The organism is Desulfoferula mesophila, from assembly GCF_037076455.1.
Classification (GTDB): domain Bacteria; phylum Desulfobacterota; class Desulfarculia; order Desulfarculales; family Desulfarculaceae; genus Desulfoferula; species Desulfoferula mesophila.
Genome location: NZ_AP028679.1, coordinates 1,125,557 through 1,144,555 on the forward strand (window position 1 = coordinate 1,125,557; position 18,999 = coordinate 1,144,555).

The following is an 18,999-nucleotide window of genomic DNA, read 5'->3' on the forward strand; positions in this document are numbered from 1 at the left end:
CTGCAAGTTCGGTGCCTATCAGGGAAAGGAGGGGTAACTTGCTTTAATTTAAAGGTAATTGTTATGTATGACTTGTGAGGCGCTCTCTTGATGACACAAAAAGATACAAATTAGATATATAAAACACAAAAACATACATTTCGGTATGGTCAGTAGCCTACTATTACCTTCTCGTTAGACAAAATGGTGCTTAGCAGGGCTTCGGCCTTGGCCAGGCCCGCCAGCTCCAGATCGACGTCCACTCCCTTGCCGGCGAGAAACTCCACCGCCTGGCTCAGCGGCAGATTGGCCGGGGGGCGTCCCGCCAGGAAGGGGCACCCGCCCCGGCCCATGAGAGTGGCGTCCAACCAGGCCGCCCCGCCGCTCCAAGCGGCCTCCAGGTTGCCGGCAAGCCGTTCCTGGTCGCCGTGCAGATGCAAACCAATTTGTGCGCCAGGCAAGGCTTCGCGCAAATACTCCAGCTTTGCTTCGATGCCTGCCGGGGTGGCCCGCCCGGCGGTGTCGGCCAGGGCCAGGCGCTGGACCCCCATTTGATAAAAGGGCAGTAACCATTGGAAGATATGGCCCGCTTCCGGAGGGGTCAGCATGGGGCCGCCAAAGGCGCACTGCAGGCCCATGCGCACCGTAAGCCCCTGGGCCAGGGCCTCGGCGGCCATGTCCCGGCAGCGGGCCATGCCGTGCTCCACCGAGCAGCGCAGGTTACGCTGGCTGTGAATGGGCGACAGGGAGGCGGACAAGGCCACGTGGGTGATGCCGCAGTCCATGGCCCGCTGGAGGCCCCGGAAGTTGAACACCATGGCCCAGATTTCCAGGCCCGGCATGTGCCTGACATCGGTGAACAATTGCTCGATATGCGCCATCTGGGGCATGCGGTCGGCCCGCACCAGGGAGCCGAGTTGGAAGCGGCGCACCCCGGCCTCGAGCAGGGCCTCCAACACCCGCAAGCGCTCCGAGGGAGCCACCGGGCGGGTTTGTATCTGAAAGGCCTCCCGCAGGGTTTGATCTTCTAGTTCCATGGGCTGGCGGCGTGTCGCTTGAAGGTCGCTTGGCTTGGCTGGCATGGCCCGGCTCCCGGTGTGGCGGTGGCTTCCGGCCCGGACGGCGCTGGTTGCTCCGAGCCTTGACTCCTGAACAATGCAAACCGCGCACCAGAAAGGTCCCAAATGGTAGGTAAACGTAAAAAACATGTTAAATTGAGTTGTTGCCTTGTGCGTATCAGGAGGGGGCAAGGTTCTGGCGGGCGTGCACGGGTTTCCATGGGGTAAGGTGGTCGACAAAATGGGACAACGTCGGGCCAAAAAAGCGGCGCCCCCGGGATGGGTTCCCGGGGGCGCCGTAAAGGTCGTTAAGAATTGTTAGAGCAAATAATTTAACCTAGGCGAGGGTGTCGCCGGAAGAGCCATCCTCCCGGATCAGGGCCAGCCGTGGCGCGGCCATGCTGATGCCCTCTCGGGCGAACTTCTCGTCGATAACCTCGTTCAGGGACCATTTGCCGGTGATGGCATGTTTGCGTGCCACCCAGAAGCGGGCCTGCATTTCGCGGTAATTGGGCGAGAACTTGGACAGGACCACCTTGGGGGCGGGCTTGTCCAGCACCCGCTCGTCGTTGGTCAAAATGTCCATGACCACCTGCTTCACCCTGGCCACGCTCTGGTCGTATGGGATGAAGAAATCGATGTCCACCCGGCGCTTGGGCTTGGCGCTGAAATTGACCACCTGGTCGTTCATCACCTTGTGGTTGGGTATGAACACCACCTTGCCGTCGAAGGTCTTGAGCTGGGTGTACATGATGGAAATCGCCTCCACGTTGCCCACCTTGCCGCCGATGCCCACCACGTCGCCTTTTTTCAGGGGGAGCTTGGGAAGATAGGGCCTGGCGATGATGTAGGAGGCGACCAGCACCATGAGGATGATTACGATGGTGCGGAACAGGAGCATGCCCGGGAACCCCAGGATGTTCAGCACCACCAAGGCGGCTATGAACAACACCAGTATGTGCAGCGCGGTTACCGACATGGCGGAGCGGCGTTCCGGCAGGCCCATTTTCACCAGGAAATTGGCCAGAATCTTGCCCAGGTATAGGGTCAAAAACAGGACGATGACCAGAAGTATCACCGCCTTGACCACGATAGGGCCGAACTGGTTTCCAACCTCGCTTATTTGGCTCACATAACTGTTCAAGCTTTCCATGGCTAACTCCCCCGGCAGTGATGCGGCGGCGGTCTGAACCCATTGGGATCGCCCGCGACCGGGTTAACTCTCACGACAGCGGGCAATATCCACCTTAAAGTACTGAAACCTACGCTACACCCGGGAGGCGCCGCAAGTCCATACCCTGCTGCGCCGCCCGGCGAAGCCCCGCGAGAGCGGTATCTTATTTCCCGGAATGCGCGGACCTTGCATCTGATTGCCGATGGTTTAAGATACCTGGACGCCCCCATCGGCTCCCCCCGGGGCGATAGCTATGCATTTGACTAATTTTTTTGACTAATATTATGATTGGCTTGCAACAGGGGGGAGGTTATTATCTGCCAACATGCTTTTTTTACGCGCGCATAGGTTGAAAAAGCGGGCCGGTTGGGCCCTGCTCCCTCTTGTCTTCCTGCTCTTATTTTCGGGCCCGGCCTTTGGCGAGGGCGAGGCGCAGGGCGAACTGCCCCTGCTGCCCGGCGGCGGCATAGGCAAGACCAGGGACATGAGTCTGCCCGAGGCCGTCTTTTTGGTGGTTCGGGGCAATACCAGCATAGAAAACGCCTACCTGGATCGGGTGGCCCAGAAATACGGCCTGGAGGTGGAGGAGCACAAGTTCAAGCCCGACATCTCCTTTGACTCCAGTCTGGTGCGCTCGGGCAGCGACGACGATTACAACTACGCCGGCTCCGACGATATCACCGACACCAACGACACCCAGTTGCAGGCCTCGGTGACCCTGACCGAAAAGATCCCCACCGGCGCGCAGTTCTCTTTTGTCTGGCAGGTCAACAAGACCACCGGCGACACGGCCGGCAGCTATTACAGCGATGATGAAAGCGTGCGCAACTCCTGGAACATCCAGTTCCAACAACCCCTGCTGCGGGGCGGGGGCATAGACGCCAACATGGCCTCGGTGCGCCAAGCCCGCATAACCGAGCAACAGAACATCCTGAGCCTGAAGGCCACCCTGATAGACACCATCACCACCACCATCTACGACTACCGCTCCTTTCTGGAGTCGGCCCGCCAGGTGGCCATCGTGCTGCGCTCGCTCAAGCGGGCCTACGAGCTGCTGGAAGAGAACCGGGCCCTCATCGCCGCCGGGCGCATGGCCCAAAGCGACCTGGTGCAATCCCAGTCCAACCTGGCCAACCAGCGCATCGCCTACCAGCAGACCCTAAACGACGTGCAGCAAAGCCGCCTGGAGCTGTTGCGCACCCTGAACATGAACAAAAACACCAAGGTCAACCCCACCGAGGTGCTTTCCCTGCCCGAGAACCTGCCCAGCAGCCAGCAGTGCCTGGCCCTGGCCTATGCCAACCAGCCCGCCTATCTGCAGGCCAAGTTGGTGTTGGACTACAGCAAGCAGGATCTCATCCTGGCCAAGAATAACATGCTCTGGGACTTGAACCTGCTGGTCAATTACAGCCGCGACAATACCAAATCGGACTCCTACGGCGACTCGGACAACAACTACTGGGACGCTGGGTTGTATCTGAGCATTCCGGTGTACGGACAGACCCGCATGAGCCGCCAATCGCAGTTGCTTTCGGCCCGCTCCAATTTGTTCAAGGCGCAAAACAGCCTTAGGCAGACCAACGAGAACCTGCAAATCGACGTGGACAACCGCCTGAGGGATTTGCACATAAAAAAGGAACAGGTGACTCTCTCGCGCGAGGCCCTGCGGCTTTCCCGCCTGCAACTGGAAAACGAGCAGGAAAAGCTGAAATACGGGCGCTCCTCCAATTTCCAGGTGGTCAGCTACCAGCTGGACTTGGCCAACGCGGAGAACACCCTGCTCACCGCCGAGGTGGATTATCTGAACAGTCTGGTCAGCTTGGACCAGACCCTGGGCACCACCCTGGACACCTGGCGCATCGCCTTCAAGACCCAGCGCAAGGCCGCCCAGAAAAAGGTATGGGGCCAATGACCCGGCGGGAGACGAGGAGTTGATGAGTGATGACTGAGGCGACGCTGGATTACCAAAAACTGGTAAGCGGTTTGCCCCAGGGGATATTGGGCCTGGGTCCCCGGGGCGAGGTGCTCCGGATGAACCCCGCCGCCGGGCGCATTTTGGGCCTGGACCCCGACCGGGCCTCCGGCCGCGTCTTCAGCGAGCTGTTCGCCGATCGTCTGGATGAGGGCGAAGAGCTTTTCAAGACCATCGCCTCGGCCCAGGCCAAGGGCACCTCCGTCAACGGCCTGGTGCTGCCCCTGGCGGGAGCGGGGGGTGAGGAGAGCCACATCGCCCTGAGCGTCACCCCCCTGGCCGGGGGGGAGTCGGCGGTGGTGTTGGCCGACGTGACCCGCCAGGAGCAGGTGCGCCGCCATCACATGAAGAAGCAGGACCAGGCCACCAGCTGGGCCCTGCGTCTGGAGCAGGAAAAGAACCGGCTGGAGCAGTTGCTCAGAAGGAACCAGCGCCTGCGCCTCTGGGCCTCGGTGGCTATCATCCTGATCTTCGCGGGCCTGGGCTATTACGCCTGGACCCGCATCCACCTGGCCGGCTACGAGGCCGGCGGACTGAACGGCTCGGGCGCCCTGGCCGCCAGCGGCGCCACCTACACCCTCCAGCCCGGCCCGCTCAGCTCCAGCATCAACCTCACGGGCAGCATCCAGCCCTATGAGACCATCAACCTGCTCAGCCCCTTTGCCGGGCGCGTCCTGGAGCGGCGGTTTCAGTACGGGCAAAGGGTAAAAAAGGGTGAGCTGTTGCTCAAGCTGGACACCTCGGACCTGGAGCTGAAGCTCCGGGACGCCCAGGTGGAGGCGATCAAGGCCCAGGAGGAGTTCAACAAACTGGTCGACTGGAAAAACAGCCCCACCGTGTTGCAGGCCCAGCGCGAGCTGGAAAAGGCCAAAAACGACCTGGAGGTCACCCAGCAAAAGCTGCACGAGGCCGAGATGCTCTACAAGCGGGGCATCATTCCCCTGGACGAGTTGCGCTCGCTCAAGGAGCAGGCCAAAAACCAGCAGATCAGCCTGGACACCCTCAAGGACCAATTGCGCACGGCCATTGAAAAGGGCCAGAGCAAAAATATCCTGATGGCCAAGCTGCAAAAGGAGAACGCCGAGTCCAAGCTGGCCAAGATCAGCCAGGAGATAAAAAAGGGCAGCATCACGGCCCCGGTGGTGGGAGTGGCCATAAAACCCACCGGGGACGACGACAAAAAGAGCCGGGTCGTCGAGGTGGGCTACGAAGTGGCCAAGGGGCAGGTGCTGTTGGCCCTGGGCAATTTAGAGAGGCTTTCGGTCACCACCAAGGTGGGAGAGCTCAACGTGGCCAAGCTGCGCCAGGGGCAAAAGGTGGCCATCACCAGCTACGCCTTCCCCGACCTGCTGCTCAACGGCCGCATCGACTCGGTGAGCTCCCAGGCGCTGCCCGGGGGCTCCGGCGATCCGCCGTCGTTCGAGGTGCGCATCATCACCGACCAGCTAACCACCGACCAGCAGGCCGGTTTGCGCCTGGGCATGAGCGCCAACCTGGAGGTGAACGTGTTCGACGACCCCCAGGCCTTGGCCGTGCCCATCGCGGCGGTGCATCCCTGCCCCCAAGGCGGCGGCAACAAGGTGACCCTGGTGGGCAAGGGCGGCGCCTGCAAGGAGGTGAGCGTTAAGACCGGCCTGACCACCGAGGACAAGGTGCAGATAACCGATGGGCTCAAGCCCGGCGACAAGGTGGTGGTGCCCGCCGCCGCCCCGGAGGGGTGAGCCGCACCATGGCCCTCATCGAGCTGAAAGGCATCAACAAGACCTATCGAATCGGCGACCTGGCCGTGGAGGTGCTCCGGGGGGTGGATCTTTCCGTGGAGCCCGGCGAGCTTTTGGCCATCATGGGCGAGAGCGGCGGCGGCAAATCCACCCTGATGAACATTATCGGTTTTCTGGACAGTCCCAGCGGGGGCGGCTACCGCTTCGAGGGCCAGGACGCCGGGCATCTCGACGACAACCAGTTGGCCCGCATCCGCAACCAGAAGATCGGCTTCATATTTCAGCAGTTCAACCTGCTGCCCCGCCTCACGGCCCTGGAAAACGTGATGCTGCCCTTGGTGTACCGGGGAGTGCCCCCGCGCGAGCGAGAGCGGGTGGCCCGCAAGATGCTGGAGCGGGTGGGCATGGCCCAGCGCATGACCCACCGTCCTCCCGAGCTGTCCGGCGGCCAGCAGCAAAGGGTGGCCATCGCCCGGGCCCTGTCCGGCAACCCCGCCCTGATTCTGGCCGACGAGCCCACCGGGGCCCTGGATTCCCAGGTGAGTCAGGAGATAATGGACATATTCCTGGAGCTGAACCGCGACAACAAGATCACCACGGTGATGGTCACCCATGACCCCAGGGTGGGCAAGCAGTGCCGCCGCACGGTGCGCATGGCCGACGGCATGGTGGTGGAGGTTTGACGCCGTGATGCCCCTGGGTGAAATAGTGCGCGAGGCCCTCAAGAGCCAGGCCGCGGCCAAGCAGCGCACCATCTTGGCCCTTGTCGGCATCGTCATCGGCATAGGCTCGGTGATCGCCCTGGTCACGGTGGGCGAGATGGTGCAGCTTACCTCCGAACAGCAGTTCCGCCAGATGGGCACCAACATCATCACCATCCAGCCCGGCTACGGCAGCCCCCAGGGCGGCAACAACCAGGCCGACAGCCAGCCCAGGCAAATCACCTGGGCCGAGGCCCAGGGCCTGTCGCGCAAGGTGGCGGGGCTGGAGGCGGTGGCGCCCTACACCAATGCCTGGGGCCGTCCCTTGATGGACGACAAGCCCTTGGACATGCCCTTGCTGGGGGTGACCGGCAGCTTCGCGGATATCAACAAGCTTACCCTGGCCAAGGGGCGTTTTGTCAGCGACCTGGACGGCTACGCCTTTTTCGGGGTGCTGGGCGCGGGTGCCGCGGCCAAGCTGGCCCGCATGGGGATCAAGGAGCCCTTGGGCAAGACGGTATATTTCAAAAACCGTGGCTTCAAGATAATCGGGGTGCTCAAAAGGGTGGACGAAGGCGGCATGCGGCCCTTTGAGATCAACCCCGGAATGATGATTCCCCTGCAAACCTCCTTTTTGTTCAAGCCGGAGCGCAACATCAACGCGATCATGGCCCGCCTCAAACCCAAAGCCGATCGCCACCGGGTAAAAGCCGCGATAGAGCGCTACTTCAAGGGCGATCTGCCGGGCGCCGGCGTCCAGGTGCGCAGCGCCGAGCAGTTGATCGCCGAGATGGCCAAGCAAAGCCGCCTGTTCACCCTGCTGTTGGGGGCCATCGGGAGTATCTCCCTGCTGGTGGGGGGCATCGGGGTTATGAACGTGATGCTGGTGGCGGTGAGCGAACGCCGCAAGGAGATCGGGGTGCGCCGGGCCCTGGGGGCCATGCAGGCCGACGTCAAGGCCCAGTTCCTGGTGGAGTCGGTTATCCTGTGCCTGGCCGGCGGTTTGATCGGCATCGCCCTGGGGGTGGGCGCGGCCTATGTCCTGGCCAAGGTCAACGGTTGGATATTCTTCGTGTCCGGCTTGGGTCTGACCCTGGGGGTGGGGGTTTCCAGCGCCATCGGGGTGTCCTTCGGCTATTTCCCGGCCCGCCAGGCCAGCCGCCTGGACCCCATCCTGGCTCTACGGGACCAATGAGGTCAAAGCGCACTTCGGTTTTGTGGTTTTTTTGAAACAATCCTTGCCAGACCCTGATAAAAACAGGTATATGGGTAGCCGGGCCGCACGGCGCGGGCCCAGGAAAAAAACCATCCCCGCAAGGGGAGCTGAGGATCACAACGTTCTCCTCCTGCCCTCTAATTCTGGAGTTCCTATCGCGTTGAAAGGATTGAAACCATGAAACGATCCCTGAAGATTTTCACCGTGGCGGCCCTGGGGGCCCTTCTTTTGGCCGGCGCTTCCGTGGCCCTGGCCGGTAACCTCACCGGCAACTGGAACGGCAACTGGACCTGCCCCGACGGCGAGATCAAAAACGGCAAGCTGCACGGCAATCTCACTCAAAACGGCGACAAGGTCAGCGGCACCTGGACTCTGGTCGGCACGATCAAGGGCAACATCAGCGGCCCCCTGACCGGCACCGCCAAGGGCGGCATGTTCATCGGCGACCTGAAGGCCGGCGGTAAAAACGTGCACTTCGACGGCCACTACACCGACAACAAGATCACCGGTAATTACTCTTCGCCCATCGGCAACGGCGGCTTCACCGTCACCAAATAGCTTCGGCTCGGGGCCCGTGGGACGCTCCCACGGGCCCCGGCCTGTCGCCGCGCCTCGCCCCCGGCCCGACATCTACCGCCACTCGTAATTACCGTGATTCAGTCCGCCGCCGAGAAATGGTACATTGAGGTGGGCGCCCGCGGGGCAAGCCCGTATCCTTCGGCGCACGGCGGAGATTTGCATGGCCACGACCCCTCCTACCAAAGACACCCAATCCAAGGGCCGGGTTCTGGTGGTGGACGATGAGCTGACCACCCTCAAGAACCTCCGCCGTATTTTGGAAAAAGAGGGCTACCAGGTTTCCACCTACAGCAATCCGGTGCGGGCCCTGGAGCTTTTGAAGCAAGAGTCCTTCGACGTCCTGCTAAGCGATCTTCGCATGCCCCACCTGGACGGCCTGGAGCTGCTGGACCAGGCCAAGCTCATCGCGCCGGGCCTGGAGGTGATCATCATCACCGGCTACGCCAGTCTGGACGGAGCGGTGGAGGCCACCAAAAAGGGGGCTTATCATTTCCTGGCCAAGCCCTTCACTCCCGAGCAGGTGCGCCGGGTGGTCAGCGAGGCCCTGAGCCTGAAGCAGACCAGGGACGACGCCCACAGGCTGGAGGCGCCGCTGGGCCATGCCGAAGAGGGATCCCTGGTCATCGGACGCAGCCCCCAGATGCGCCGGGTGGCCGAGGTTATCGCCCAGATCGCCCCCACGGATTGCAACGTTTTGATCCTGGGAGAGTCCGGCACCGGCAAGGAACTGGCCGCCCGGGCCATCCACGCTCAGAGCGCCTGCTCCGCCGGGCCCTTCGTGGCCTTCAATTGCGCGGCGCTCAACGCCGAGCTCATGGAGAACGAGCTTTTCGGCCACGAGAAGGGGGCATTTACCGGGGCGGAGCAGGAGAAGATGGGGCTCTTGGAGGCGGCTCAGGGCGGCACCATCTTCCTGGACGAGATCGGCGAGATGCCCCCGTCCATGCAGGTTAAGCTTTTGCGCGCCCTGCAGGAGCGGGAGGTTCTGCGGGTGGGAGGCACCAAGCCGGTGAGCCTCCGGGTGCGGGTGGTGGCGGCCACCGCCCGGGACCTGAAGGCCGAAGTGAGCCAGGGCACTTTTCGCCAGGACCTCTACTTTCGCCTCAACGTGGTGAGCTTGGTATTGCCCCGCCTGGCCGAGCGCGGCGCGGACGTGCAACTTTTGGCCTACTATTTCCTGGGGTTGTTCAACCGGCGCATGGGCAAGCAGGTGAGTGGCATCTCCCCCCAGGCCCTGGACCTGCTGACCAGCTACGCCTATCCGGGCAACGTGCGCGAGCTGGCCAACATCGTGGAGCGGGCGGTGGCCCTGTGCCGCCAGGAGATGATCACCGAGCGCGACCTGCCCGCCGATCTGGCCGCCGTGGAACTGGCCAGCTTTTCCCGGCCCGACAGCGAGGCCTTCACCCTGGAAGAGATGGAGCGCCGCTACATCGAGCACATTTTGGAGCTCACCGGCGGGGTGCGCACCAGGGCGGCGGATATCCTGGGCATCGACCGGGTCAGCCTGTGGCGCAAAATCAAAAAGTACGGAATGGAATAGGCCGTTGCGTTAGCGTTACGCCGCGTTGCGTTTGCGCAACAAAGCGTTCTTTGGCCCTGTTTTTGGCCTTCGCATGAGCTTTTCGGCACCATATCATTGCGATTCGCAACAAATCGATCCCGCATTCCGGCCGCGCCTATATTTGAATAACCTAGTTAAATAAGCTGGTTACCCAAAGGCCTTGTTTGGTATGGCCTTTGCTTTTCCTCTGGGATGGGAAAGGCGAGGTCCATGTTCAAACGCGTTCTCGTAGTAATGGAAAACGAAGAGGTCAACTCCCAGGCGATCTACTACGCCCGGGAGCTGGCCCAGCGCATGGACGCCGAGGTCTCTTTCCTGATGCTGGTGGAAATGTCCGCCCTGGATCGCACCTGGCTGGGCAGCAGCCGCAGCGCTATATCCAATCTGGACGATCGGGCGGGGCGGCAGATGGCCGAGCTGAGCGAGCAGTTTTTGCGCGCGGGCATCGCCACCAGCGCGGCGCTTCGGGTGGGGGACCCCAAGCAGGAGCTGTTCAAGTTCCTGGCCGAGCGCCCTCCCTTCCAGGTCTTGATCTGGGGAAGCCACGAAGAACTGCCCGGCGGCGCGTCGCGAGGCCATTGGTTGAACACGGCCGCGGCCTCGCTGGAGTGCCCCCTGTGGACCGTCAGCAGCCGGCGTCCGCCCGGATGAGGGACGCTTTGGCCGGGAAGCGCAAACCGATTATTCAAACCGCGCAAGGTGACTTTTCATGCCTACACTGACTACTGACATGATTCTGGTCATGATGATGATCGGGGTCGCGGTGTTCCTGTTCATAGTCGAATGGGTGCGGGTGGACGTGGTGGCCATCTTGATGATGGTGACCCTGCCCCTGTTGCATCTGGTAACCCCGGCCCAGGCCTTTTCCGGCCTGTCCAGCAACGCGGTGGTGTCGATCATCGCGGTGATTATCATCGGGGCGGGCCTGGACAAGACCGGCGTGGTCAACCGGCTGGTGGGGCCCATACTCAAGGTGGCGGGCAACAGCCAGTCGCGCATAATCATCTTCATATCCCTGACCGTGGCCGGCATCTCCAGCTTCATGCAAAACATCGGGGCCGCGGCCCTGTTTTTGCCGGCGGTGCAGCGCATCAGCAAAAACTTACATATACCTATCGGCAAGCTACTCATGCCCATCGGCTTCTCGGCCATCCTGGGCGGCACGGTAACCCTGGTGGGCTCCAGCCCCCTGATCCTGTTGAACGACCTGATGATTCCCTTCAAGCTCAAACCCTTCGGCCTGTTCGACGTAACCCCGGTGGGCCTGGCCCTGGTGGCCGCGGGCATCGCCTGTTTCGTCTTCTTCGGCCGTTTCATCCTGCCCGGGGGGGGCAAGACCGAGGAGGCCGGCCCGGCCGCCGAGGAGCGGGCGGAAGAAAACCACGTCATGGACGAGTTGGGCCGCCCCTGGGAGCTAACCACCCCCGAGGACTTCACCCATTACCGCGAGCCGGTGACCGTGGACTCCCTGCGCCGGCGCTACCTGGTCAACGTGGTGGGAGTGGTGGAGCCGCCGGACTTCAAGGTGATGGGGCCCGCGCCCGAGCAGGAAATCCGTTCCGGGGTGGATCTGGTGGTCTACGGCCAGGAAAAGGACGTGCGCCGCATGGCCTCGGAAGAGGGCATGGAGCTCAAGGATGAGCTGACGGTGTTCAAGGGCGAGCTGGCCGACCACGCCAGCGGCACGGTGGAGGCGGTGGTGGCGCCCCGCTCCAATCTGGCGGGCAAGACCCTCAACCAGGTGGACCTGGCCGACCGCTTCCAGGTGGCCCCCCTGGCGGTGTACCGCCAGGGCGTGGTCTACCGGGCCGAGCTGGGCGACCTGCCGCTGAGGGTGGGCGACGCCTTGCTGCTCCACGGCACCTGGAAGCGCCTGGAGCTGTTGCACGCCGAGGGTAACCTGCTGTTCACCACCCCCCTGGACGCGGACCAGCTAAGACCGGAAAAGGCCGTATTCGCGGGCATCTGGCTGGCCGTGGCCCTTATAATGGTCATAGTGTTCAAGATTCAGCTGTCGGTGTGTCTGATGACGGGAGCCCTGGGCATGATCATAACCCGAGTGCTGTCGGTGGATGAGGCCTACCAGGCGGTGGACTGGCGCACCGTGTTCCTGCTGGCCGGGCTCATCCCCTTGGGCATCGCCACCGAGAAGACGGGCGCCGCCGCCTGGATCGCCCACACCGTGCTGGGGGCCATCGGCACCGTGGAGCCCATCGTGCTCCTGGCGGTGATCGGGCTGCTGGCCACCGTGTTCACTCTGGTCATCTCCAACGTGGGGGCCACGGTGCTTCTGGTGCCTCTGGTGGTGAACATGGCCATCGCGGCCAACGCCGACCCGCGCATGGCCGCTCTGGTGGTGGGCCTGGCCACCAGCAACTCCTTTATCCTGCCCACCCACCAAGTCAACGCCCTCTACATGGGTCCGGGCCGTTATAAAAGCGTGGATTTCATGAAAGCAGGCACCGTGGTAAGCATCATCTTCCTGGTGGTGATGATAGCCATGCTTTACCTGTTCTACTAGAAGGAGGCTTGACCATGGCGATTATTACCATATCCCGCGGCTCCTACAGCAAGGGGCGCGAAGTGGCCGAAGAGGTGGCCCAGCGCATGGGCTATGAGGTGGTGAGCCGCGACGTGCTCCTGGAGGCGTCGGAGAGATTCCACACCCCCGAGGTCAAGCTGGTAAGGGCCATTCACGACGCCCCCTCCATCCTGGAGCGTTTCTCCCAGGGCAGGTACTGCTACATGGCCTATATCAAGGCGGCCCTGACCGAGCGGGCGGTGAGCGACAACCTGGTCTACCACGGCCTGGCCGGGCACCTGCTGCTAAAGGGGGTTCCCCACGTGGTCAAGGTGCGCATCATCGCCGACCTGGAGGCCAGGGTGGCCGCGGAGATGAAACGCGAAAACCTGAGCCAGAGCCAGGCCCGCAGCCTTTTGCTCAAGGACGACGCCGAGCGCCGCAAGTGGACCCAGAGCCTCTACGGCGTGGACCCCTGGGACGCCTCGCTCTACGACCTGGTGATTCACATCGACCGGCTCACCGTGGACGACGCGGTGGACTTCATCGTGCAGGCCGCTGGGCGCGAGTGCTTCAAGACCACGCCCGAGGCCCAGCAAAAGATGGAGGACATAGCCCTGGCCTGTAAGGTGAAGGCGGCGTTGGCCGAGGAGGATTGCCTGGACCTGGCGGTGACCAGCGAGTTCGGCAATGTCCTGGTCTATCTAAAGCAGGACGACCGCCGGGCCCACCGCAAGGAAGAAAAGCTCAAAGTTCTGGCCCAGAAGGTGACCGAAATAAACCACCTGGAGGTGCGCACCGGCCAGCCCTTCCCGGATGAGGCGTGTTAACAACGGCCCCACACGGCCGCCAGAGAGGGATAAGCTATGCCGTTGATCATAATATCAGCCGATGAATTCAAGCAAGGCGACGAGATAGGCCAGAAGGTGGCCGGCGTCATGGGCTACCGCTATCTGGGGCGCGATTTGCTGCACACGGTGGCCCAGGAGCACCAGCTTAACGAACAAGAGCTGATCCAGGCCCTGGACGACCCGCCGGGGCTGCTGAGCCGGCGGGCCCGCCGCCAGCGGCTGCTGGGCTACATCGAGGCGGCCTGCCTGGAGGCGCTCTTGGACGACGACGCGGTGTGCTTCGGCCTGGCCGCCCACATGTACGTGCGCGCGGTGTCCCACGCCCTGAAGGTGCGCATCATCAACGAGCCCGAGCAACGGGCCGCGGACCTGGCCCAGGCCGAGGGCATGACCCTGGACAAGGCCCGCAAGCAGGTGTTGCGCCAAACCAAGGACGAGCGCCGTTGGTCCGAGGACGCCTACCAACTGGACCAGACCGACGCCTCGCTCTACGACCTGGTCATCAGCCTGGGCACCCTGGAGCTCGCCAAGGCGGTGGATATAATCTGCGACACGGTGGCTTACCGCAAATTCCAGCCCATGACCTACTCGCGCAAGCTGATGCAGGACAAGGCCCTGGCCGCCCAGGTGCGCCTGGCGCTCATGGAGCATTTCCCGGATGTGCGGGTGGAGGCCAACGACGGGACGGTGGCCGCTTACATCCAAAGCCTGAAAAAGGACCAGCGCAAAAAGCAGGAGCTGGTGCGTCAAATCGCCGGTGAGATGCCGGGCGTGCGCCACGTGGAGGTGCACGTAATCCGGGATCTGGTGGGCCAGGCGGCCCAGAGCACGCGCTGAGCCCGACCAAGTCCTTGACCGGCGCGCCCCGTCTGGGGCAACGTCACTTAGGAGGTGGATCAATGTCAGATAACTTGCAGGTGCTGCTTCTGGACGACGAGCCAATCGTGGGGCGGCGTCTCAAGCCCGCCCTGGCCAAGATAGGCTGCGAGGTGGAGGTCTTCGAAGACCCCGAGGCGGCCTTGGCCAGGATGGCCCAAAAGGAATTCGACGTGGTGGTCACCGATATCCGCATGGATCAGATCGACGGCATGCAGGTGCTGGAGTTCGTGCGGGATCGCTGGCCCCGCAGCAAGGTGATCATGATAACCGGCTACGCCATGATGTCCCTGGCCCGCGAAGCCATGGAAAAGGGCGCCTTCGACTTCATCGCCAAGCCCTTCAAGCCCGACGACCTGCGCCGGGTAATCGCCAAGGCGGCCAAGGCCCTGGGGTCGTCCCTGGACTTCGAAGCGGTGGAGATGGAAAAGGCCAATGGTTGACAGCCCCGGCAAGGGCAACGGCGCCAACTCTTCCGAGATGGAGCAGAACAGCTACGAGGAAGTGGAGGCGCAGGGGCGCCTGGGCCTGGCCCGCGATTCCGAGCAGGCCCGCAAGGCCCTGCTCAGCCGTCCCCGCTTCAGCCTGCGCTTGCAGATATTTCTGGGCAACGCGCTGGCCTTTGCCATCGCCATCGCCATTGCCATCGCCCTGGTGGCCAGCTTCCACCGCGTGGAAGGCAAGGTCCGCTTTCTGGAGATAGTCAACGATTATGTGATGGAGGTGGAGCAGGCGCGGCGCTTTGAGAAGAACTTTTTCCTCTACGGCACCAACCTGAGCGACGCCCAGGACAACGTCTTCAGCGCCGAAACCATCCTCAACCGCAACGGAGAGGAACTGGCCGCCATCCTGGGGCCCGGCTGGCGCGCCCAGATGCTGCCCAACCTGCACCGCTACCAACAGCTTCTGGAAAAGCTCACCCCCCAGGAGCAGACCGGCCGGGCCCTGGGCAAGAACGAGCGGGGCCTGTTGCAGAACCAGGTGCGCATCCAGGGACAGCAGATGGTGTCCGCCGCCCTGGCGCTGCTCAGCAAGGAAAAGGCGGCCCTTGCCGAGGTGTTGGACCGCTCCCGCCAGTTGATGTTGTATTCGGTGGGCCTGTTGCTCTTGTGCATGGCCCTGAGCGCCTACCTGCTGGGCAGCCGCATGTTGGGCTCCATCAACCGCTTCGGCCAGTACGCCCATCGTATCGCCTCTGGCGACTTCACCCCCATAACCCCCACCAGGCGCTACAGCGACGAGTTCACCCAGCTGGCCCTGGCCATCAACAGCATGATCCAGGAGCTGGAAAACCGCGAGGCGGTCCTGGTGCAGTCGCACAAGATGCGCGCGGTGGGCACCCTCACCGCCGGGGTGGCCCACGAGCTCAACAACCCCATGAACAACATCACCCTCACCGCCCACATGCTCCAGGAAGACTACGCGAATCTGGACGACGACGAGCGCATGGAGATGATCGGCGACGTGGTGGGCGAGGCGGAGCGGGCCAAGAAGATCATCAGCAACCTGCTGGACTTCGCCCGCGAAAGCGGCAGCCAGCTGGAGCCTCTGGACCTGCCGGAGCTGCTCAAGGAGACCATCGCCCTGGCCGGCAACCAGATCAAGCTATCGGGCATCAAGATAGATTTTCAGGCCTCGGGCAACCTGCCCCGGGTGCACGGCGACAGCCAGCAGCTGCGCCAGGTCTTCTTGAACCTCATCCTCAACGCCATCGACGCCTCCTCCAAGGGGGGCCATATCCAGGTTTTGGTGCTGCCCGCCGACGAGCCCAACTATTTGGCCGTGAAGGTGATGGACGAGGGCGCCGGCATTCCGGCCCACATCCTGCCCTCCATCTTCGACCCCTTCTTCACCACCAAGGGCAAGGGCAAGGGAACCGGCCTGGGGCTCAGCGTGTCCCAGGGAATCGTGGCCAAGCACGGCGGCCGCATCATGGTCAGCAGCCAGGAAAAAGAAGGCACCACCTTCACCGTGGTGCTGCCGGTGACCACCATACCCGCCGAGTTGGGGCACCAAAAACAGGTCTGAGCGGACCCTCTAAAGGGAGCAGGCCTGGGGCCAGGAACAGAAGGAAGGGGGCACCACCACCACCGGTATGGGCAGCCCGTCGCGGGAGATGTTGCGGATGAGTTTTTCCGTGGTGGAGCCCAGTATGTGCCGGTCGTGGTATCCCCTGCCGTAGCTGCCCACCACCAGCATGGCCACCTCCTCCTTGCCCTTCAGGTACTCCAAAATCGCCTGGTGGGAGCGGTGCTTGCCGGCCTCGCGCATCACCGTGCGCACCTTGACCCCCCGCTGGCGTCCCAGGTCGCGGGCTTTTTCGAACACCACCTCGATATTGGAGGCCTGCTCCACCAGCAGCTGTTCGTCCACGAAGGCGTAGAAATATCCCACGCTGCGCCCCCCCAGCACAGTGATGACCTCCACCGTGAGGCCCAGATGGGCCGCCAAATGCACCGCGTAGTTGAAAGCGTCCCAACTGGCTTCGGAACCGTCCATGGCCGCGATTATCGGGCCTCCGCGGCTCTCTATCGTGGGTTGCATTAGTGGGACCCTCCCCGCTTGAAGATCAGCCCCACGCCCAGACCGGCCAGGCAAGAGGCCAACACCGCGCCGATGCCGTAGAAAAGGGGCTCTTGGCGGGCCTCCTGGGTCAGCCAGGCCTGCAGGCCGACTTTTTGGATCGTCACTTGGTGGCGCCCATAGCCCACTACCCGGCCGTTGTGCAGCGCGTAGGTCTCCGCCACATATACCCCCTCCGTGGCGGTGGGGGGAAATGAAAAATGGTGCATATAGAGCTGGCGCTCTATGGTGCGCAGCCGGTCCGGCCGGATGTAGATATGATATAGCCCCTGGGCCTCCTTGAGGCTGATAAGCGCCTGGCGCACCTTTTGTTCCTCGCCCGGCACCTTTTCCCCGCGCACCAGTTGAATCTGTACCTTGTCCATGAGCGCGGCGTATCCCAAGCCCAGTTTTTCGGCCTGTTGGGGGCTCATCAGCTTGTCCAGGGGCACGGCGGATATGACCTTGTACATCAGCGGCGCCCCGACGACCTTGTACTGACGCTTGGCCATCCACACCGGCCCGAAGCGGTCCTTTACGCTAAGGAGCACTTCCGGCTTCACCTGGGAAACCAGCTTCACGACCAACTGGGCCTCCGGGTCCGGGTTTAGCCCGAAAAAGACGATGCGGTCTCCGTCGTAGGACAGGGAGATGTCTATGGTGCTCTTGTGGCTGGACATCACCACCCGGTTACCCGCGGAGTGGCCGTCGCCGCGCAAGGGCAGGGCCAGGAGCAGGGCCAGGACGGCCGTCAAAATGCCCGCGTATCTCATTCGCCGCGTCATTTCAGTGCCCCAATTCCACGGGAGTCAAAAAGATCGGTTGGCTGGGGGTGAGAGCCAAGTCCAGGAACAGCTTCACCGTCACCGCCAACACGCAGGCGGCCAAGAGGACCCGCAGGTGCTCGCCCTTGAGGCGCAGGCTGACCATGGCTCCCAGCTGGGCGCCCACCGCGGAGGCGGCCAACAGCAACAGGGCCAGGAGCACGTCCACGGTCTGGTTGTAATAGGCCTGCTGGATGGCCACGTTGGCCGAGGAGAGGACCATCTGAAACAAATCGGTGCCGATGGCCACCAGGGTGGGCATGCGGATGATGTAGATCATGGCGGGCACCATGATGAAGCCGCCGCCCACGCCCAGAAGGGCGGAGAGCAGGCCCACCAGCCCCCCGATGAAAAACGGAAACAGCACCGAGGTGGACAGGCCGCTTTTCTCAAAGTTGACGTGCCAGGGCAGCTTGTAGCACAGCTTGCTCCACAGCCCCTCGCTGATCTCGGCCAGCTCGGCGGCCGCTTCCCCGCGGCCCTTGCGCAGCGAGTGCACGCTCTCCAGCAGCATGGCCCCGCCCACGCCGCCCAGCATGATCACGTAGATGATCTTCATGACGAACTCGAAGTTGCCCAGGGCCCGCAGTTCTCCCACCAACTGCACGCCCGCCGTTCCGCCGACCAGGCCGCCGGCCAGGATGACGCCCCCCATCTTGAAGTCGACGTTGCCCATGCGCCAATGGGCGAAGGCGGCCGAGGCGGCCGTGCCCACCATCTGGTTGGAGCCGGTGGCGGCGGCCACCGCCGGGGGGATGCCCACCATCATCATCAGGGGGGTGAGCAGAAAGCCGCCCCCCACGCCGAACAGGCCCGAAAGGAAACCCACCACCCCTCCGATGCCCAAGACCATGAACAGGTTGAGAGGCAGGCCGGCGATGGGAAAGTAGATGTCCATGTTTTAAGACCGCAATGGCTATGGGGGTGGTTGTTTGCTGGCCTAATTATATGATGGGCCGGACGCGCGGGCCAGCCACTTGTGCGCTTGTGCACCTTTGTGCTTTCTCCCCGAAAGCACCCGCATTTGGACCAAACCTATAGGCAAGAGTCCGTTTTTAGGGCATAGTTAGACAATCCGGCGCGCCTTGGTCGGCGCCGCCTCAACCCTAAAGCGGGAAGACATCGGAGATGAGCGATTACGACGACGCCAAGTACGAATGCCCCTGCGGCTACGTCTACGATCCGGCGGAGGGAGACTACGAGCGCGGGGTGATGCCCGCCACCGCCTTCGGCGACCTGCCGGCGGATTGGGTCTGCCCTCTGTGCGGCTCGGAGAAGCAATACTTCGAGCGAGTGGACTAACCCCGCGCTCCTTAGGCGGCGCGCTTTGGCGCGGCCGCTCGCCGCAACGGCGGGCGGCTTACCACGGGCGGGTGTGCGCCCGGCCCAACCCCTGTAGTG

General features: G+C 62.9%; 18 protein-coding genes. 13 read left to right on the top strand and 5 right to left on the bottom strand.

Annotation, left to right across the window (positions count from 1 at the left end):
* Positions 1–149: 149 nt before the first annotated feature.
* Entirely contained in the window at positions 150–1,061 is a 912-nt protein-coding gene (locus AACH32_RS04875; RefSeq protein ID WP_338605653.1) for a hypothetical protein, read from the bottom strand.
* 313 nt (positions 1,062–1,374) lie between these two features.
* On the bottom strand, positions 1,375–2,190 hold the full coding sequence (locus AACH32_RS04880; protein WP_338605654.1) for a mechanosensitive ion channel family protein: 816 nt from the start codon (positions 2,188–2,190) through the stop codon (positions 1,375–1,377).
* A gap of 346 nt (positions 2,191–2,536) precedes the next feature.
* Between AACH32_RS04880 and AACH32_RS04885 the strand changes: the two genes are divergently transcribed.
* From AACH32_RS04885 to AACH32_RS04940, 12 genes are all read left to right on the top strand, one after another.
* Positions 2,537–4,123: a TolC family protein gene (locus tag AACH32_RS04885; RefSeq protein WP_338605655.1), complete on the top strand. Its 1,587-nt coding sequence runs from the start codon at positions 2,537–2,539 to the stop codon at positions 4,121–4,123.
* A 29-nt stretch (positions 4,124–4,152) separates the two neighbouring features.
* Entirely contained in the window at positions 4,153–5,904 is a 1,752-nt protein-coding gene (locus AACH32_RS04890) for an HlyD family efflux transporter periplasmic adaptor subunit (RefSeq protein WP_338605656.1), read from the top strand.
* An 8-nt stretch (positions 5,905–5,912) separates the two neighbouring features.
* Positions 5,913–6,587: an ABC transporter ATP-binding protein gene (locus tag AACH32_RS04895; RefSeq protein WP_350341564.1), complete on the top strand. Its 675-nt coding sequence runs from the start codon at positions 5,913–5,915 to the stop codon at positions 6,585–6,587.
* A 7-nt stretch (positions 6,588–6,594) separates the two neighbouring features.
* Positions 6,595–7,800, top strand: a complete 1,206-nt coding sequence (locus tag AACH32_RS04900) for an ABC transporter permease (protein WP_338605658.1) — start codon at positions 6,595–6,597, stop codon at positions 7,798–7,800.
* A 198-nt stretch (positions 7,801–7,998) separates the two neighbouring features.
* The gene (locus AACH32_RS04905; protein ID WP_338605659.1) at positions 7,999–8,379 is read left to right on the top strand and encodes a hypothetical protein; all 381 of its coding nucleotides are present in this window, start codon (positions 7,999–8,001) and stop codon (positions 8,377–8,379) included.
* A 181-nt stretch (positions 8,380–8,560) separates the two neighbouring features.
* Positions 8,561–9,943 (top strand): sigma-54-dependent transcriptional regulator, encoded by a 1,383-nt coding sequence (locus tag AACH32_RS04910; protein WP_338605660.1) that lies wholly within the window; start codon positions 8,561–8,563, stop codon positions 9,941–9,943.
* Positions 9,944–10,174: 231 nt separating this feature from the next.
* Positions 10,175–10,615 (top strand): universal stress protein, encoded by a 441-nt coding sequence (locus tag AACH32_RS04915; RefSeq protein ID WP_338605661.1) that lies wholly within the window; start codon positions 10,175–10,177, stop codon positions 10,613–10,615.
* A gap of 58 nt (positions 10,616–10,673) precedes the next feature.
* Entirely contained in the window at positions 10,674–12,485 is a 1,812-nt protein-coding gene (locus AACH32_RS04920) for an SLC13 family permease (RefSeq protein ID WP_338605662.1), read from the top strand.
* 14 nt (positions 12,486–12,499) lie between these two features.
* Positions 12,500–13,315, top strand: a complete 816-nt coding sequence (locus AACH32_RS04925) for an AAA family ATPase (RefSeq protein ID WP_338605663.1) — start codon at positions 12,500–12,502, stop codon at positions 13,313–13,315.
* A gap of 36 nt (positions 13,316–13,351) precedes the next feature.
* Positions 13,352–14,173 (top strand): AAA family ATPase, encoded by an 822-nt coding sequence (locus AACH32_RS04930; RefSeq protein ID WP_338605664.1) that lies wholly within the window; start codon positions 13,352–13,354, stop codon positions 14,171–14,173.
* 62 nt (positions 14,174–14,235) lie between these two features.
* Positions 14,236–14,655 (top strand): response regulator, encoded by a 420-nt coding sequence (locus tag AACH32_RS04935; protein WP_338605665.1) that lies wholly within the window; start codon positions 14,236–14,238, stop codon positions 14,653–14,655.
* Positions 14,648–16,240: a sensor histidine kinase gene (locus tag AACH32_RS04940; protein WP_338605666.1), complete on the top strand. Its 1,593-nt coding sequence runs from the start codon at positions 14,648–14,650 to the stop codon at positions 16,238–16,240. The genes AACH32_RS04935 and AACH32_RS04940 overlap by 8 nt, the downstream gene beginning before the upstream one ends.
* A 9-nt stretch (positions 16,241–16,249) precedes the next feature.
* Here AACH32_RS04940 and AACH32_RS04945 read toward each other — a convergent pair whose 3' ends face one another.
* The 3 genes from AACH32_RS04945 to AACH32_RS04955 are packed head-to-tail and all read right to left on the bottom strand — an operon-like array spanning position 16,250 to position 18,496.
* Positions 16,250–16,756 (bottom strand): universal stress protein, encoded by a 507-nt coding sequence (locus AACH32_RS04945; RefSeq protein WP_338605667.1) that lies wholly within the window; start codon positions 16,754–16,756, stop codon positions 16,250–16,252.
* Positions 16,756–17,559 carry a TIGR02186 family protein gene (locus AACH32_RS04950; protein WP_338605668.1) on the bottom strand — a complete coding sequence of 268 codons (804 nt, stop codon included), beginning with the start codon at positions 17,557–17,559 and terminating at the stop codon, positions 16,756–16,758. The genes AACH32_RS04945 and AACH32_RS04950 overlap by 1 nt, the downstream gene beginning before the upstream one ends.
* Before the next feature lies 1 nt (position 17,560).
* A complete protein-coding gene (locus tag AACH32_RS04955) occupies positions 17,561–18,496 on the bottom strand; it encodes a sulfite exporter TauE/SafE family protein (protein ID WP_338605669.1) in 936 nt (311 codons plus the stop codon).
* Positions 18,497–18,726: 230 nt separating this feature from the next.
* Here AACH32_RS04955 and AACH32_RS04960 point away from each other — a divergent pair, with 230 nt between their 5' ends.
* On the top strand, positions 18,727–18,900 hold the full coding sequence (locus AACH32_RS04960; RefSeq protein WP_338605670.1) for a rubredoxin: 174 nt from the start codon (positions 18,727–18,729) through the stop codon (positions 18,898–18,900).
* Positions 18,901–18,999: the final 99 nt, after the last annotated feature.